The 17048-nt window shown below is 42.9% G+C and carries 14 protein-coding genes; all 14 read right to left on the bottom strand.

The window, feature by feature from the left end:
• Nucleotides 1-102: 102 nt before the first annotated feature.
• Nucleotides 103-1551 (bottom strand): MBOAT family O-acyltransferase, encoded by a 1449-nt coding sequence (locus GCU44_RS06950; RefSeq protein ID WP_154855442.1) that lies wholly within the window; start codon nucleotides 1549-1551, stop codon nucleotides 103-105.
• A gap of 46 nt (nucleotides 1552-1597) precedes the next feature.
• Nucleotides 1598-2719, bottom strand: a complete 1122-nt coding sequence (locus tag GCU44_RS06945; protein WP_154855440.1) for a polysaccharide (de)acetylase — start codon at nucleotides 2717-2719, stop codon at nucleotides 1598-1600.
• Nucleotides 2720-3153: 434 nt separating this feature from the next.
• Complete coding sequence (locus GCU44_RS06940; protein ID WP_154855438.1) at nucleotides 3154-4374, bottom strand: glycosyltransferase; 1221 nt, start codon at nucleotides 4372-4374, stop codon at nucleotides 3154-3156.
• A gap of 27 nt (nucleotides 4375-4401) precedes the next feature.
• Nucleotides 4402-4578 (bottom strand): LbetaH domain-containing protein, encoded by a 177-nt coding sequence (locus GCU44_RS06935; RefSeq protein WP_154855436.1) that lies wholly within the window; start codon nucleotides 4576-4578, stop codon nucleotides 4402-4404.
• A gap of 586 nt (nucleotides 4579-5164) precedes the next feature.
• Nucleotides 5165-6235 (bottom strand): glycosyltransferase, encoded by a 1071-nt coding sequence (locus GCU44_RS06930; RefSeq protein WP_154855433.1) that lies wholly within the window; start codon nucleotides 6233-6235, stop codon nucleotides 5165-5167.
• Nucleotides 6236-6245: 10 nt separating this feature from the next.
• Nucleotides 6246-7271: an ATP-grasp domain-containing protein gene (locus tag GCU44_RS06925; RefSeq protein WP_154855431.1), complete on the bottom strand. Its 1026-nt coding sequence runs from the start codon at nucleotides 7269-7271 to the stop codon at nucleotides 6246-6248.
• Nucleotides 7272-9155 carry an asparagine synthase (glutamine-hydrolyzing) gene (gene asnB, locus GCU44_RS06920; protein WP_154855429.1) on the bottom strand — a complete coding sequence of 628 codons (1884 nt, stop codon included), beginning with the start codon at nucleotides 9153-9155 and terminating at the stop codon, nucleotides 7272-7274. It abuts the gene before it with no gap.
• A gap of 4 nt (nucleotides 9156-9159) precedes the next feature.
• Nucleotides 9160-10302: a CapA family protein gene (locus tag GCU44_RS06915; protein WP_154855427.1), complete on the bottom strand. Its 1143-nt coding sequence runs from the start codon at nucleotides 10300-10302 to the stop codon at nucleotides 9160-9162.
• 3 nt (nucleotides 10303-10305) lie between these two features.
• Nucleotides 10306-11421: a hypothetical protein gene (locus GCU44_RS06910; protein ID WP_154855425.1), complete on the bottom strand. Its 1116-nt coding sequence runs from the start codon at nucleotides 11419-11421 to the stop codon at nucleotides 10306-10308.
• Entirely contained in the window at nucleotides 11418-12701 is a 1284-nt protein-coding gene (locus GCU44_RS06905; protein WP_154855423.1) for an EpsG family protein, read from the bottom strand. The genes GCU44_RS06910 and GCU44_RS06905 overlap by 4 nt, the downstream gene beginning before the upstream one ends.
• Nucleotides 12662-13804, bottom strand: coding sequence for a glycosyltransferase (locus tag GCU44_RS06900; RefSeq protein ID WP_206670814.1), 1143 nt, complete (start codon nucleotides 13802-13804; stop codon nucleotides 12662-12664). Before GCU44_RS06900 ends, GCU44_RS06905 begins: the two co-directional genes overlap by 40 nt.
• A gap of 164 nt (nucleotides 13805-13968) precedes the next feature.
• Nucleotides 13969-14859 carry a glycosyltransferase family 2 protein gene (locus GCU44_RS06895; protein WP_154855421.1) on the bottom strand — a complete coding sequence of 297 codons (891 nt, stop codon included), beginning with the start codon at nucleotides 14857-14859 and terminating at the stop codon, nucleotides 13969-13971.
• 4 nt (nucleotides 14860-14863) lie between these two features.
• On the bottom strand, nucleotides 14864-15730 hold the full coding sequence (locus GCU44_RS06890) for an NAD-dependent epimerase/dehydratase family protein (RefSeq protein ID WP_154855419.1): 867 nt from the start codon (nucleotides 15728-15730) through the stop codon (nucleotides 14864-14866).
• Nucleotides 15730-17046: a lipopolysaccharide biosynthesis protein RfbH gene (rfbH, locus tag GCU44_RS06885; RefSeq protein WP_154855417.1), complete on the bottom strand. Its 1317-nt coding sequence runs from the start codon at nucleotides 17044-17046 to the stop codon at nucleotides 15730-15732. The genes GCU44_RS06890 and rfbH overlap by 1 nt, the downstream gene beginning before the upstream one ends.
• Between the last annotated feature and the right edge of the window lie 2 nt (nucleotides 17047-17048).

Raw genomic sequence — 17048 nt, 5'->3', positions numbered from 1 at the left:
AAATTCCAATCGAAATTTATGACCATCGTCAAGTAGGAAATATTAATCAAAACGAACAAAACCATAAATAAAAATAGTCTCGTAATAAATTTCGTCATTTCTTTAAAATTGAAAGTAAATAAAATCTTGTTCAGAGCCGCTAAGTAACAATGAAATTGTAAAAATCGATATATAAAATGACCATCTTAGTAGTGGTAAACAGTCAAGATCAACTTTCTCCAATGGAAACTTCTTATGTCTTCCCATCCACTCAATAAAAATAAATATAATAAGAAAAAACGTAATAATAACAAAATCAAACCTTTCAATAATTATTGGCATATTAAATAGACTCTGTGAAAAAATTCCTGTAATATATTCCAAAGCTTGTGTAATGTTTTCAGCTCTGAAAAATATCCATGCAAAACCAATTAAACAAAAAGTTAGAACCATAGAAAAAAATTCGTTTATATGCGGGAAAAAATTTCCTTTGGCTACGACCTCCGTATTGTTTCGATGACTATTTGTCAATACCAACGGTAAAAAATAAATCGCATGTAAAGCCCCCCAAATGATAAATGTCCAATTTGCTCCATGCCAAAACCCGCTGACTATAAAGACGATGAACGTGTTCCTTACTTTCATCCATCTGCTGCCACGACTTCCGCCCAAGGGAATATACAGATAGTCTCTAAACCAACTCGAGAGAGATACGTGCCAGCGCCTCCAAAATTCGGCTACGTCTCTGGAAAAATAGGGAAATGCGAAATTTTGGTTTAAATTGAACCCAAAGAGTCTGGATGTACCAATCGCAATATCTGAGTAACCCGAAAAGTCACCATATATCTGAAAGGAAAAAAACAAAACTCCTAAAACAAGCGTACTCCCGTTCAGGTCCGCTGAGTTAGTAAAAATATGGTTAGCAAACCCGGCACAATTGTCAGCAATAACAAGCTTCTTGAATAATCCCCAAAGAATTTGTCGCATTCCGTCAACTGCATTTGAGTAGTCGAAAGTCCGTTTTCTGTAAAACTGGGGAAGCAAATGTGTTGCTCTTTCAATTGGCCCTGCAACTAATTGTGGAAAGAAGCTAACAAATGCTGAAAATGCAATTAAGTCTTTTGTTGGCTCCAATTTTCGGTGATAAACATCGATTGTGTAACTCATTGTTTGGAATGTATAAAAGCTAATCCCTACAGGCAAAATTATATTTAGGGAATTTCCCTGTATTTCTTGATCGAAAAATGAAAAGGCTGCAATGAAATTGTCCAAAAAGAAATTGTAGTATTTGAAGAATCCTAAAAGTCCAAGATTAACTAAGACACTTGCCGAAAGAAAAATTTTACGCCTTAACTGGTTTTCTTCACTCCTTAGTAGTAGACCAATCGTATAGTCGGTAATCGTACTAAATACAATCAAGGACAAAAACCTCCAATCCCACCATCCATAAAAAACATAACTTGCTACAACAATGAGCATATTTTGAATCCTCAGTCTTTTATTGTTCAGAAACCAATACACCACGAAGACTATCGGCAAGAAAATAGCAAAATCAAGCGAATTAAAAAGCATTTTTCTTTTTCATTTTTTGATGGTAATTCCGAACGTTTCTATACGCTCAGCGTACATCGCCACCATCTATCAACTGCCCCAATTCGGTACTGGTGATAAACTCTACATCCGGCCATTTTTTGAGCACCGCCGCCAGTAATTCCGATAGCTTTTTCAGGCTATTCGTCCGATTTTCTTCGTCCAGGCTGCCGATATAATTGGTGCGGTGGCTGCTGATCACCGCCGGCTTTCGCCACAGAAAGGCATGTTCTATTTCATTCAGACAGGATTGCACCCAATCCTGCCCTGGAGCATTTGGTTCAAAAAAAGCATTGCGTGTCAGGTACCGCTGTTGGAACCGATTTTTTTGCCCCAGCCAATGCAGCCGTTTGCGGTGCTTGCCCTGACCCAGGGGTTCCACCTGAACTTTGGAAGCACCGATATACCCAATCCCCATGTGCGCACTGGTTTGTTCCAATGCCCGGGGAAACGGACCGTTAGGGGGCACCAGGAAAGACGCGGAGTAACCGTGAATGGCGGCAAACAACCGTAGCCCGCTTTCCAATGCCTCCCGGTGGGAATCCAGGTCCTCTTTCCGCTCCAGGTCAAAGCTTGCCTGATAGCTTATCTGATAAGGCGTATGGACCAAAAATCCCCAGCAGCCCAAATCAAAACCCATGCGGGTAGCAATGTCCCCATTCTGCAACATACGCATCCAGACAGGTACATTAAGGTGCTCCCGGGCATGAAATTCCGGCACAAAAAGTTTCGCTTCCATTCCCTGTCTCCATAAGCGTAGCGCATCTTCACGCCGGTAACGGCGCAGCGTGTCCGTAAAAGGCTCGTAATGGTAACGAGAAAAGCGGTCTTCCCGAATCCTGTCAAAGTCCGGATTGGCTACCAAAGATACTGCCGTCACCACCGGAGGGTTTCCCTGCCGATCCTCAAACTTCGCTAAGGTGTCGAACAGTGCTTCCAGGTCTTCTGCGCTCGCCAGGGTATCCGTGCGATTGTATCGTCCTGCTTCTCCCTTCCCCAGGTTGATCCCTGCCGCTTGCAGCCGTTTGCGGACGGCTAACGAAGGCATGCGGATGGATCCCCAATCATCCGATTCGATGATCAGGTACTTTGTGGCAACCGATTTGCCCAGTATGTTTTTTAAGTGGGGTTTTAGTAATGATAAAGCCAAAACTAAATCGATTTATCTGAAACCAATGATTCAACATGGGTCCCTGAAAAAGAAATATCGCTAAGTGTAAGGTTACGCGCAATAAAACACATTCCTATGGAAAGCTTTATGAGCTATCTACCTACAACGGCAGCATAGTGAGTGTGCTTCTAATTACACCCTTTAAACAGATTCAAAGATCTATTACCGTACTGATTGCCCCACTGATGATTTAGAGGCTTGGCAATAATCAAGTGGTAGATCATATAATAAGAACAGAAAGACAGCCGATCCCTGTAGACCACATCAGTTCGAATACCGGGAGCCTAGAAATACTGTTTCGTCCATTGGAGCAGCGATCGGCCTATATTGGATTCGTTAATCTTTCATCAACCAAAATAGTTAATATAACCAACATACGCTTTTCGTGATATAATTATACAAATAGTTATTCTTCAATTAACCAAGGATTCATACAGGTTAAGATAATCCAAATATCTTTCGTTTTTATTGAATAACCTCTCAGCCCTTACTCTACAATCTGCTTTTACCTGATCTTTATTTTTGGATAGAAGCTTTTCAATCGCAGATAGTAAACCTTCAAAATCCCCTTTCTTAACCACTATACCCGTTAAGGGATTAATGGCCTCAGGACTACCTCCCGTGTCATATGTGATAACGGGAGTGCCACAAGCCAGTGCTTCTATATTAGTAGTTGGGAAATTATCCTGATAGGTAGGATTAATAAATACGTCGCTAGATGAATACCAACGTTTCAATTCCTCAACGCTATCTGTTCTTCGAATACCTAAAATTCCAGAAGGCAAGGATTGGATTTGGGAAGGGTTTAACCCAATTAGAACAAAATGAAACGCTTCCCCTAAAAATTTACGCAATTTAATAAAGTCGCCCAAACCCTTGCGTTTATCCCATATATTAGCTACTCCTAAGATTATCCTTTTTGATTTGGAAATACCATACCTGCTCTTATGATTCGCAATTTGCGAATTAGAAATTCCCTGGAATACATTCAAGTCCACTCCGTTAGGTATTACATTCAATGGATAGGTACTTAAAAAGGATTGCCGAACTTTTTCACTTAACCAATAAGACGGCGTAACAAAATGAAGCTTGTTTACATGATTGAAAACCCTCCTTTTATCCTCAAAGTTTCTCCTTGACTGATCCATAAAATAGGACGAGGGATATCTCCTGGTTTTCGGACATTTAGAACAGGTTGTTTTCCATTTTTCACAACCCACTGAATCAAAAAAAGTACAATGCCCTGTGAAACTCCAGGTGTCGTGCAACGTCCAAACAACTGGTATATCCAGTTTCTTAAGGTAATTAAATAAGATCTCAATATTCAAATAATACCCATGAAGATTGTGTAACCCTACCAAATCAGGCTTAATTCTTTCTACTTGAAGTAATAATTGCTTCGTAGCATACGATGAACCAAAACCATGCCGATCGAGCAACACGGTTTTCAAACCATGAGCATATATATCCCAAAAATCTCCTATCTTGATTAATTGGGATTTACTGGAAGGATTTCCCCGACCATACGCAATAAAACTCTCATGACCGTTCTCTATTAATATACTACCGATGTCTTCGGTAATTCTTCCAGTACTTCCAAAGTTCACGTTAGCGTTGATTTGAAGGACTTTCATTTTTTATCGATACTAAAAACTTGGCTACTATGATTCATTATTTTTTAAGAAAAATTCTAATACCCCCACGGCTTTTGCCAAATTTTCAGTTAACATCCTGTAATCATCTATATTCCCCCTCAAAACACTTCCCGCTCCGCTGATACCATTATTACCAGGCTTTAATCCAGGTAATAAAGTAAAGTTAATTTCAATATATCCCATATTCCCGACGCTAATTTCACGAATTACTCCAAGATCTGTTAGAGGCTTTGATCAATCAATATTAAGGCAGTAATGTAACTGTAATCAAGGGCTAAAAAATGGAGGTTCATAAAAACAACTAGCCTATCACCTAATGATACTTTATCGAAATCATTAACTCTGGGTTCCTTTGCAATAAATCTTCATGCTTAGGTATTTTTCAATTCTATTTTTTTTAAGTAACCAATTTAAACACCTTATATAAAATCTGCTACCGACATAAACCAAGATCCCAATCGAACGATTTACTATTTGTTATGTAACTGATTTGAGAATACTTTTTAATTCGCTAGACTACCTAATTATTCGAGTTTATAGGGTATTTCTGAATATAGGTTCCAATTAGACTAAATAGACTTTGATTCAAATACTATCTCTGTCCGTTTTTCAAAAAAAACTTTACCGCAACATCTTATTAGCAAAATCAAAACGGATCATCATTCGCAAGGGTTTTCTAAATCGGTACATTCGTTACTTTACTTGTAGCTGGATGAATTTTTACATTATCTAAACAATGACTTATCCACTCCTACCAAACCACTAAGACCTATCTGGGAGCTAGAAAATCCAAAAACCGTTGGGCAATTTTCTCCCTTTTAAATTTTTTTACGCTTCGGGTAGCATTGATTGCCATTTTTGTACGCAACAAGTGGTCCTGCATAAGTCGCGAAAGACACGCTTTAAAACGTTTATCGTCAAATACGGGCACCAAAAAGCCATTTTGGCCATGGTGGATTAAATCCGAAGGGCCTGAATCACAATCGTACGCAACTACGGGCAATCCAGCGGATAATGCCTCTCCGATCACGTTGGGAAAACCCTCGGAACTGGATGTAAACGCGAAAATTTTACTTTTTAGATAATAACTATCCACATTTGCTTGCTTTCCTACCAGAAAAATTCGATCCTGTGCTCCGTTTTCATCAATCATATGTTGCAAGCGTGCACGATGGTTTTGCTTGAGGTGGTCGTATCCCACCAAGACGAGCTTCCAGTTTCGCTCATCAATCTCTAAAAATATCCGAATAAGGCGATCTTGGTGCTTTGTAGCAATCAGTCTACCAACCATCAGGATCGTATTTTCTCGTCCCTCTTCCCGATAAGGACCGGAGAGGATTTGCCGTATGGGATTCCCGATCACGGTGATGTTCGGATGCTTATATTTCGTTTTATAGATTCGCCTTGCGTTCGATGTTTGAGCGATCACACCTTTTGCCTTCGGATACAACCAATTCCGTAGTCTTTCCTGGGTTCGGCTCAACGCCTTTCCTGGTTGACTTCGATCCGATACAAACAAAGGAACACTTGTACCCAGCAGGGATATCAGTACAAAGCTGTTCCAATATTCCCCAAAACTAAGCGCGGCATGCGGCTGTAAGTGGCTGAGGGTTTTTCTTAGGAAATAGAGCGTCCGTAGGCTACTTATAAACAATCTCGAACGATCAAATTTAAAATGGGGTCGATGTACTGTAATCCCATCAGCCAATGGATAAAAAACTTCCGGATTTACACCGAAAAGCACGACGTGCACCTCGTAGGTCCCTAGAGAGGCAGCATGGTTTACGATCTCCGACATCACTCTTTCCATGCCTCCGGCTTGAAGCGAATGAATGACCATGCAAATTCGTTTAGTGGAATTCAACCTCCAAACAAGTTAGCATTAATTCCACCATCCACTCCTCTTTTACAGTTTTGCCTTCATGCCAGTCCAGTTGCGTATCCCAGTATCCGGGACAATGGTCATAGGCGGCATGTGCGTAACCGTAACTTACCTCAACGATTAGCGGGTTATTTTCCGAATCAAAAACAAAATCAAAAACACCGACCTGCAATTTCAAACGTCGCACGGTATCAAAGGCAATTTGGACGCACCGAATGTCGAACAAGTCCCGGGAATAAGCAAAACTACCACTTCCGGATGCACGAAAATCCCCCTCCCTCACAAATCGCTTCAGACCGAAGGCCTTACCTCCGATGACGATGATACGGATATCCGAATCGTTATGCGGAACGAAATCCTGGAAGTACACGTACCCCACTTCCCGGGATCCCATGCGTGCATAGGGAGGTGCATAAAAAAGCCGGGCAACGCCCTTAAGCACCTCATGTACCGAGGCTTTTCCTCGTCGAAATTTATACAGTCGTTCCCGTAGACTTCCCCACGAATCGTATTTAGGGAAACCGGTAGAAAACGCTTTGTTGATGGTTCGAATAGCCTCCGACCGGGTTGGGATGAGTCGAACATTCTGGGACCCGGCGCCATTCCTCAATTTAAATACCTTGGGGAACGTCGCTTGATGCGCCCAATCCAGTGCCTCTGCTTGCGAAAAGTAGACGTAACTCGGGACAAGCGGCGCATCGATTGCCTCAAAGAGGTATTTCTGAGCTACTTTGTCATCAAAATGCCAGGCGGTACGGAAATCTGGAAATACCTGAAAGCCGGTGTGCTCCAATGCAAACAAGACCTGCTTGGCAATGAGATTATCGCGGTGATTCCCCTGATTAAAATGCCACATCAGGGCCCTACACTCTCTCAATTGATCCACGAGGTCGTTGGCATAGCAGTTTACCAATTTATAGGCAATTCCCCGCTTTTCGCAGTACGCAATCCATCGGGGATGAAACCCAAAGGTACTATTGTGAATAGCAATCATCTAATCAATGTATTGGTTTGCCCAAATCTCGAATCCCACCATCAACCAAATAGCATCCAGTTTTTCAGCAGTCATTGCTCCCGGGTTCTTCATCCATCGGGCAAGTGGTTTCGAATTAAAAATGCCTCTTTTCTGAATACCTGGCAACAACTCTCGTTCCCACCGGGTCTGAAAAGGAATGGAGGAAAAAAACGATTTGAGCGGAATGCCAAAGCCCATTTTATCCCGGTAAGCGAAGTGCTCGTCAAATAGCTCCATACATAGCTCTTTCAAAAGGAACTTGCCTTCCCATTTTCCTCTTTTTTTTCGAATTAGCAGTGCATCGTCTACTTGCATCGCGGCCGTTAACATTTCGTTGTCCAAAAATGGAACGCGGTTCTCAATGCTATGTGCCATGGACATTTTATCCTGTCGCATCAGTAAATCAGGCAGGTAGGTCAACAACTCGTACTTGCGTTTCTTTTTTGAAGACCTATCCTCAATCGAATGCCAGATAGCGCTGCGGCGTTGGAGTGCGCTGCGAACGGAAAATCTGGGATAAATGGCTTTTGCAACCGCAAGATCTCCGAAGGCGGTTTGCAATACGTAGCGCGAGATTTCCTCTCCCCATACACGAACGAATGGAAGAAAGTACCCCCGGTTTTTTATTGCTTTCTTTAAAGTTGTTAGGGAAAGTAGTTTTGCACAACCTGGCAAAAACCTACGATACCCGGCCAACGCCTCGTCCGCGCCTTCTCCACTCAACAATACCGTCACGTGCTTTTTTGCTTCACGGCTCAATAGTTTGATACCAATGGTGTTTGGGTGATTCAAGGGCTGCTCGAAATGCCATACCGCCTCATCAATCAGGTTCAAATAGGCGGAGGCATCCAAGTTGAATTGGTGCGACAGAAGTTGAAAATCAGCTGCCACCCGATCCATGTACTTTTTTTCGGAAAAATTTTCCTCACTAAACACGATGGAAACCGTCTCCAAAGACCCTTTAGGTAAAGTGGATGCCGCAAAAGCTGTTACCAGCGAAGAATCTACGCCGCCGGAAAGTTGGCAGCCCAGCTTTACATCACTGATCATTTGCCTGCTTACTGAATTTCGTAATGCTGCTTCAAGCTCTTTTTGACCAACTGCAGTAGATTGCCCGCCTTCTTTGCGGATATCGTAATAGCAAAACTCACTGATTTCGCCGGAAGCAGGAATTTCCCAATAGGTTCCCGGTGTAATATTGACGATATCTTTAAAAAGCGTCTGGTTAATCACGTTTCTGAATAGCAGGAACTCGGACAGCTTTGACTCATCCAATGCTAATTCCACCTGTGGTAGTGCTTTGAAACTCTTTATTTCAGAGGCGAACGCAATATAATTCCGATCGGTCAGCACATACAGTGGCTTGATACCCACCCGGTCTCGAATCAAATACAACGATCCCTTCCGGCCATCAAATATTGCCAGTGCAAACATGCCATTCAATCGGTCAAGCATCCCATCGAGACCATATTCCAGATAGAGGTTCAACACTACCTCGGTATCGCTATTCCCCTCAAACCGATACCCTTTGTCTATCAGGGATGATTTGAAATCAAACGCATTGTACACCTCTCCGTTCATCATCAGCGCTACATTCGCATCCTCATTTATCATGGGCTGATGTCCGGCATGGCTTACATCTAAGATGCTTAACCGATTAAAGCCAAAAACAAGGTTCGGTTTCGTTTCAAACGTAGACAAAACATGACCATCCAATTTCTCTATCCTACCACTTCGCATGTCAATTCCTGCCACGCCGGAGTCATCGGGTCCCCGATGACGTTGTATCGCCAACATCGATAACATGGTGGCAGAATTTGTTTCTCCCCCATTTTTTAGAAAATATCCACTAAGTCCACACATCGTTTTAATAAGGAGAATTTTTTAAGGTCCATAACAAAACCTCTCGGTGGGATTCACACTGAGCGAGAATTTGCAGCATTTTCCTTTTCGAAGGCCCCATCAGGTCGGGAAGAAAGCCCCGTTTGTGGAGCCCGACCAGAAAGCGGTTTTGATACGGCTGAATGCGACTGCACATCACGCTACTCAACCTCTCCGCATAGCGATCAAATGCACGACCCAATTCTCGATCGTCCGCTATGATCTCGTTCAAATGTAGCTGTTCTCTTTCCAGTTGTTGAACCAGCCTTTCATCGGCAAGACGAACACCTACAAAATCATCGTTTTGATGGATATGGGTGATTTCGAACGTCGGATGTTGCCCTTTTTCAAACAGCAATCGCAACAGCATCCCTTTATTCCAGGTGCCGTTTCTCAAACCCGGCCAATCGAAACAAAAATTTCCTAAACTAAAAAAAATAGGCTTGTTTTTATACACTTCGTACCCCGATACAATGTGCGTATGGTGTCCAACCACGGCATCTGCTCCTGCATCAATCATAAAACGAAATTGGGCTTTCATCCGGGGGCTTGGCAGCGAATAATGTTCGTGCCCCCCATGCAATACCACGATAACAACATCGACGTTTTCATTCCTCGCTTCCTGGATCTTTTGCAAGGCTATTGGGTAATCAATGGCATGACAACCGGGCTCTTCCCCATGGGTGGTCGTCCATTCATTTTCTGCCATGTTTATGACAGCAATCGATACCCCTTTAATTGCCAGAAAGTTGGTTTTGGATGCCTCCTGGCGATTTATCCCGCTTCCACACCATCCGATGTTCTGCGACCGCAAAGCCTCGTAACTTTCTTTCATTCCCGCCCATCCGTAATCCTTAAAATGATTATTCGCCGTCACCACAAGTTCACAATTAAGGTGCTTCAGTATCTCTGAAGTCTTAGGGGCCGACTTAATATGCGGTCCGGTTTTCCTGATTTTTCCAGTTGCGTTTGTTAGCGGGCATTCCAGATCAATGATATTGCAATCGTTTTCGTGAAAAAACGGAAGTACTTCCCGAAAACCACCCATCCAGTTACCATTAAAAAAACGATCTTGCACCCGCTGCCAGGGGCAGAAGTCTCCGGTAAAACCAATTTTTATTTTCGTCATGGCTTATAATGTGATGACGTTAGACAACTCAGGGGTGCTGACGAAATCCACATCCGGCCATTTCTTCAAAATGGCCCGTAACAATTTATTGAGATGATATAGTCCATTGGACTTATTTTTAGGGTCTATATACCCGACGTAATTCAATCGGTGTGTACAGATAACTGCAGGCTTTTTCAACAAAAAAGCCGCCTGAATACGCGCCATGGCAGCATCGGTCCAATCTGCGTCCGGATTATTGACAGGTTCAAAGAATACATTGCGAACGTTGTAACGGGAACCAAACCCATTCGATTGGCCAAAATGATGCCGAATTGGGCGATATGCATCGAAGCCTCCCGTGGGAGCGAGCTGCGTCGAAAGGCCTTGAATCCAGGAAATACCAATACTCGACAAGATCTGTTCGAGGGCAGGATCCCAATTGTAACAGGGGGCAATAAACGATCTTGGAGACTTTCCGAAGGTCTCCGTGAATAACCGTGCCCCTTCCCGGATGATTTCTGCCTGAGAACTGACCTCGTTGGGTGAATCCCAGTCAAAGGATTCCATGTAGGCATAATCCCCTTTTCCGGAATAGGTGCTCCCTAAGCGAAAAGAAAAAAGGGTTCGTTCATCTCCTTTTGCTAAAGCCTGTAACCAGCGGTTGATATTCACGTGTTCCCGTCCATGATACTCGGGAACGAAAACACCCAGCTCCAATCCCTTCTTCCACAGCTCCAAATTAGTTGCATGCTCGGGGTAACGCAAAAAGGTATTCGTAAATGGCTCGAAGTGGTACTCGAGAAAATCGGATGCCGCAATTTTTCCAAAATCAGGATTTGCCATGATCGCATTCGCCGTAAAAACGGGGGATTTACCGCTGGAATTTTTGTGGTTGAGCAATACATCAAAGAGGTCTTCCAGGTCCGTACGCGAAGCGAGTGCGTCTACCTTGTATAGGCTACCGGTAAGATCGAACCCTTGTTTTCTGAAAGCGCGCAACACCTCCCGGGAAGGGGTGCGGATGGCTCCCCAGTCATCCGATTCAAATACCACCACTTTCCTATCGGAATAGAGCCCCTGCCGGTTCGTCTTCAGACCGCCAATGAACCCCTTAACCCAGCTTGCGTTCGGTATCATAGGATCGATTTAATAAAAACTATCAAAGGTGTGGTATCCTGCACGAAAAGATTGATTAGGGGATTGCCAATAAAAAAGAATATTCCAACGAAATCCAGACCAGTGCGGATCTTGAATACACCAACCAGCAGAAACGAAGCCAACAATAGGTTCTTCCAGATACCTGGAATCCGAAAAGGGCTGTAGGACAGAAAATAAATCAACGATAACACGATCAGCAGATTGGAAAGTACGATAAATCTCCCACCCGAAGGAAGTTGCGCGACGAGGTTTGCAAACGAACTATATAACAAGGTTAAGGTAAATGCGGCATGTGCCCTGCCAGCTCGCAGCTTGGATCGAACATAAAAGAAATAATAGATTAACAGTACCGTGGCAACCATGCTGTAGCGCTCCAGCAAATTCGCCACCAGTACGTGTGTTCCCAGATTTTCGGATGCTTGCGAAATTTGCTCCACGTAGGCTTCGTTTAAATAGGATTTTCTCGACTGCATAAAACCCGGCAGAAGTTCGAAATAACTCCGGACCAGATCCAGATCAAGTTCCCCAACAAAAAAAGTACCGAGATACCCGTAAAAATAAAGTCGGATCGAACGTATGGGAAGGAATCGAAATACAAGGTAAAGCGCCAGTGGAAAAGCCAGGGAAAAATGAACGAATACCGGAAGTACCAACCAAATCCAAGCCTTCCGTTGACCCTGAACCTGATACAGCAGGAGACCATAAAAAAACATCTGTACCGCTGTCCACATGCGAACGCCGTTAATACTCCAAATAGGGTTTATCAGAGCCAATAATAGAAAGGCGAACAAAACAAGGCCACGAAAGGGAATACGGATTTGCTGGCGAATCAGCAAGAGCACTTTAAACCAAAAATACCCGAAAACCAGCGAAAACATTCCAAATAACCATTGATAGTTGCCCGTAAAGCGACTCACAGTCCAGGTCAGCAAGGGCTGGTACAAATCCACTTTCGTACCTTCCGTGTAAACGCTTCCCATGTAATCCGAGAAGCTGACCGACTCTTCGTGCAGGTAGGCCAACTCGGCCGCATACCGGGAGGCATCTACGCCGGAACCGGGCTCTATGACAAACGATACTCCAAAGAAAAAAGACAACAACAAAAAAGGTAGCATTTGCTTCCGGTAGCCAAAATCCCGAAAAAGCGGAATGGCCGCAATGAATGGGTTGATAAGCCAGATTCCCAGGTAGGTATGTAAATTGAGCCGCTTGTTCATCGCTATTTTTCTTGCCGCAGTAATGCCAGGAAGGCTACACATACGTTTTCAATTCGGTAGTTTTCGGTATTCGCTACGACTACCCGCCCTTGATAATCTCCCTTTAAAAAAGGGATTATTCGTTCGTTGTGCATTTCCTGCGTATCAATGTTTAAAATCGGTTTACCCATCATGGCGTAATCGATCAATTTGCTTGGCGTCTGTGCACTACCCTGATTGCTAAAGTTCACAACAAAGTGAAACGAAGAGAACACCCGAAGTAAATCCAGGCGCGGGATGGGCTCAAACACGCGTATGCGGGAGTCTCGGTTGGCATAGGGCATGATAAATTCCTTTTGGGTAGTGTAGACATGAAACTCGTAGCGAAACGAAGCATTTAGCGTGCAAAGAAATTCCAGGAAGCTTCTTGGATCCCGTCTCCCGCGGATAAAACTTCCACCATAGCCAAAACGAACGATTCCGTCATCTTTTACCGGTAATTGGGTTAAATCCTCAAAACGAAACCCTTGCGGAATTACCCGCATTTTGGAATGAAATTCCAGAAAATAGCCGGCTATCGATTGCTGAGTAGGGACGGTAATGAAATCAGTCTTTCGCATAAACCATTTTTCCACCCACCTAAAATAGATGGGTGGACGGAAGGTATCGTTTTCCTGCAAGCAATAGGGATCGCCACAATCGGCTACCCATACACTCGCGGGATTCTTATTTTTATCAGCCGACCAAATCGAAGCCACCCCCCAGTGAATGGGATAGGGTACGGCAATCGAAATCAATAAATCATACCGCTTCGTTTCTGCATTTAATGCCTTTCGGACCTTACTAAAAAGCTCCATCATCGGATATTCCAGGAGGAGTGGAAATAGCCGGTTTACGGCCTTGTTATACAGCCTCCCCGGAAGTCCGAGTGCACTGAAATTAAAAATTTTCCAGGTTAAATTACCCAACGATTTGTATTCAAATCCACAGTTTGCAGCCAAGGTCGCCGTGCCTTGCCGATAAGGAGCCATGACGGTAACCCGATGTCCTTGCCGACAAAATTCTTTCGCTAGTTCGGTGGCCCGAAAAGACCGAGGGCTTTGTTCCGGGTAGAAGCCGTGGGTAACAATTAGAATATCTTTACTCACTTTTTTCGATTCGCTCATTCGTAAACGATTCAAACGGAAACACGCTTAGTATCTAGATAAGCCACTTAAACAAATGCTCGATACCTAGGATCGCACAAGCATCTGCTCGACACATTACCAATGGTATGGATATTACTACCCAAACAGCCAACAAAAAATTCTTATCCCTATTAGACTCCTAGTTAATTGAGAATCTTTGAAGCGACTCCAACCATAGAATCTAAAAATTCCCTCTTCCAAATGTGTATTTTTATTTTCAGACGCAACCTTAAACCTATGTAGGCATGCAATCTGGCGTTATCCGCATTGTGGTTAGTTAAACAATGGTGTTTGACCATTACAGGGAACAACTGACGATCGATATAATTATTTTCCCATAAAAAAAGCAGTACATCTATTTGGGAATCATTCAGAATATCTCTTCGATTCGGATCTATTCCCCAAAAGGTATCGTTTTCCCACACATGAACATTTGTCGGCTTATCCAAATAACCTAATTCACTTTTTGCAAGTCCTGTAATCAACATGCTCGGATACCATACATTGCCGTATTTCACAAAAAAATCGTAATCAAACAAACTTCTGCTAAAACATAATCCTGTGAATGTATGTGCGGATTGGTAAATCCGCGCGATCTGCTCATGATCCAAGTCATCAGGATAAAGCGACAAATTAAAATACTTATTTAGTTTCCCTGTATTTGATTTTTCATTGTAAATATAATACGATGTCTTAAATGCCTTTGCTTTCGATTTTCTTGCAAATTCGCGACATAAATCCAACGCATTGGGCAATAGGAAATCATCGTCAGTCAATAGGTAAACGTATTCTTTTGTAGCATTATTAACCAGTTCGCGAAAGTTACCGATAAGTCCAAGGTTCTCGCCATTCCTAAAGTACTTTATCCGACTATCGCGTAAATAGCTACGTACAACGCTTTCTGTGTTGTCCTGAGAACAATTATCTTGAATTACTAATTCATCATTATCACCTAATTGGGTAATGACGGTATCAAGTGCTAACTTTAAATACGATGCCCTATTATACGTCGGTATACAAACTGAAAACTCCATACTCTTATAAAATCATTTCAAAATCCAGGTCTGCAATTATCCCATCCATCTCATATGGTCGACTTTCCAATGCACCGATAAGCAACTTTCCTTTCGCATTAAGCGATTGCCATTTCTCAAAGGCAAAATCGGAAAGCCTCGTTCCATATCCACTACCCAGATTTGATATCCAGGCGTTGTATTTCTTATCCGAAACTTCCTCTAACGCTGAGTGTATCAGATGGTCGGTAACCGACTCCACGCTGATGAAATCCCTAACTTGATTCCCCTCCGTCATTTTAAAATTTCTACCTTCCCTTGCGGCCGCTACGAGTGATGGATAAAATCGATGTAAAGCCTCGCCCTCACCGTACACTTGAAATAACCTGTGGTAATGTAGTATAACCTTATTTTTCAGTGCAAAATCCAGGAAAGCATTGAACGAAGCAGCTTTCGAGATTGAATAATTGTTTGAAGGTAAAAGGGGATCATCTACTCTAACCTTAGTTGTGAATCTTGCCGTATACCCGTATTCAAAATAACTTCCGGTCACAACAATCTTCTTCACACCTGCATCGCAGGCTTTCTTAAAAAGAGCTAACGGCCGATAAACATTATTTTCCACACACCTTTCTAATGTATCATATGGATACTGTATAGCATGCGCTGCCAAATGCAACACGACATCCACTTCTTTCAAATCCGATAGGTCTACCTTATCTAGCGACTCAGCATAAGAAAACCGTACCCGCTTATCCGATGCGAAATCAGACCCAAAAAATTTTTGATTTCTTACAAATACGATTAGCGAGTGATCAGAAAAGGTTTTCAAAAATTGCCTGATCCAATTCCTGCCGATAAATCCAGTTCCTCCTGTTAAAAATATAGTCATCAGAAATTCAGACCAAAAAACTCTTCTAACTTTAGAGCCATGTACTCAAAATGCTCCTCATGTAAGGCAGGGTATGTTCCAAGCCAAAATGTATTTTTCATGGTCCTTTCAGTGTTTTCCAGCGAACCAACCACCCTGTGTGTGATATCTTTGAAATAAGGCTGACTTAATAAATTACCCGCGAAAAGTAACCTACTCCCAATTTTATTTTGATCCAAATAGCGTAGTAAATCTACCCGCAGCACACCGGCATTTTCTTTCAACGTAATAGGAAAACCAAACCAACTGGGATTACTGTTATGCGTGGGGACTGCAACCTCTATGAAATCATTCAATGATAGAAGCCTGTTTTTCAAGTATTCAAAGTTACTTCTTCTTTTTTCAATAAATCCTTCTAGTTTGTCGAGCTGAGCGAGACCGCATGCTGCTTGCATATCCGTAATCTTCAGATTGTATCCCGCATGGCTGTATACATATTTATGGTCGTATCCAAATGGCAATGTCCCATGCTGCTGAGCAAATCGACAGCCGCATGTATTGTCCTTGCCTGGTGCACAGTAACAATCTCGCCCCCAATCTCTGAACGATTCTGCAATCATTTTTAATTGCGGATCTCTCATAAAAACCGCTCCGCCTTCACCCATGGTTATATGGTGCGCAGGGTAAAAGCTCAAGGTCCCTATATCGCCAAACGTCCCTACTTTCTTACCATTGTAGGTTGCTCCCAGAGCATCACATGTATCCTCAATCAGCCATAAATTATATTTTTTACATATCCCGGTTACTTTATCGAGATTAAAAGGATTCCCCAATGTGTGAGCCAACATGACAGCCTTGGTCTTGGGGCTGATGGCGCTTTCTATTAAATCTGCATTAATGTTATGTGTGCGGCTATCCACGTCAACAAAAACCGGTATAGCGCCGAATTGAATGCTGGGATTTACAGTAGTAGGAAACCCCGCGGCGACCGTTATTACCTCGTCTCCCTTTTTAATCGCTCTCTCCCCAAGCCTTGAAGAGGTCAAGGTAGAAAATGCCACCAAATTGGCAGAGGAACCAGAATTTACCGATAAAACAAAGGGGACCTCTAAAAAAGTGGCTAGTTTTTGCTCAAATGCTGCGTTAAACCTTCCTGCTGTAAGCCAGCCATCTAGCGAAGCATCTACCATATTAGCAATCTCCCTGCTATCCAATACTTTGCCTGATGGGGGAATTACGGAAACTCCTGGAATGGGCGTATTATCCTCGTATTTGATACCAGCATATGTTTCCACCAGTTCCTGAATTTGATTTCTTATGTCCTCTAACCTAGTCATTC

Source organism: Cyclobacterium xiamenense, assembly GCF_009467825.1.
Taxonomy (GTDB): Bacteria; Bacteroidota; Bacteroidia; order Cytophagales; family Cyclobacteriaceae; genus Cyclobacterium; species Cyclobacterium xiamenense.
This window is presented reverse-complemented; position numbering and strand designations above follow the sequence as displayed.

Coding starts and splice junctions, on each gene's coding strand:
- rfbH (WP_154855417.1), bottom strand. CDS start 17,046: ATGACTAGGTTAGAGGACATAAGAAATCAAATTCAGGAACTGGTGGAA.
- GCU44_RS06895 (WP_154855421.1), bottom strand. CDS start 14,859: ATGGAGTTTTCAGTTTGTATACCGACGTATAATAGGGCATCGTATTTA.
- GCU44_RS06890 (WP_154855419.1), bottom strand. CDS start 15,730: ATGACTATATTTTTAACAGGAGGAACTGGATTTATCGGCAGGAATTGG.
- GCU44_RS06940 (WP_154855438.1), bottom strand. CDS start 4,374: ATGAAAGTCCTTCAAATCAACGCTAACGTGAACTTTGGAAGTACTGGA.
- GCU44_RS06935 (WP_154855436.1), bottom strand. CDS start 4,578: ATGGGATATATTGAAATTAACTTTACTTTATTACCTGGATTAAAGCCT.
- GCU44_RS06910 (WP_154855425.1), bottom strand. CDS start 11,421: ATGATACCGAACGCAAGCTGGGTTAAGGGGTTCATTGGCGGTCTGAAG.
- GCU44_RS06930 (WP_154855433.1), bottom strand. CDS start 6,235: ATGGTCATTCATTCGCTTCAAGCCGGAGGCATGGAAAGAGTGATGTCG.
- GCU44_RS06905 (WP_154855423.1), bottom strand. CDS start 12,701: ATGTGTAGCCTTCCTGGCATTACTGCGGCAAGAAAAATAGCGATGAAC.
- GCU44_RS06915 (WP_154855427.1), bottom strand. CDS start 10,302: ATGACGAAAATAAAAATTGGTTTTACCGGAGACTTCTGCCCCTGGCAG.
- GCU44_RS06925 (WP_154855431.1), bottom strand. CDS start 7,271: ATGATTGCTATTCACAATAGTACCTTTGGGTTTCATCCCCGATGGATT.
- asnB (WP_154855429.1), bottom strand. CDS start 9,155: ATGTGTGGACTTAGTGGATATTTTCTAAAAAATGGGGGAGAAACAAAT.
- GCU44_RS06900 (WP_206670814.1), bottom strand. CDS start 13,804: ATGAGCGAATCGAAAAAAGTGAGTAAAGATATTCTAATTGTTACCCAC.
- GCU44_RS06950 (WP_154855442.1), bottom strand. CDS start 1,551: ATGCTTTTTAATTCGCTTGATTTTGCTATTTTCTTGCCGATAGTCTTC.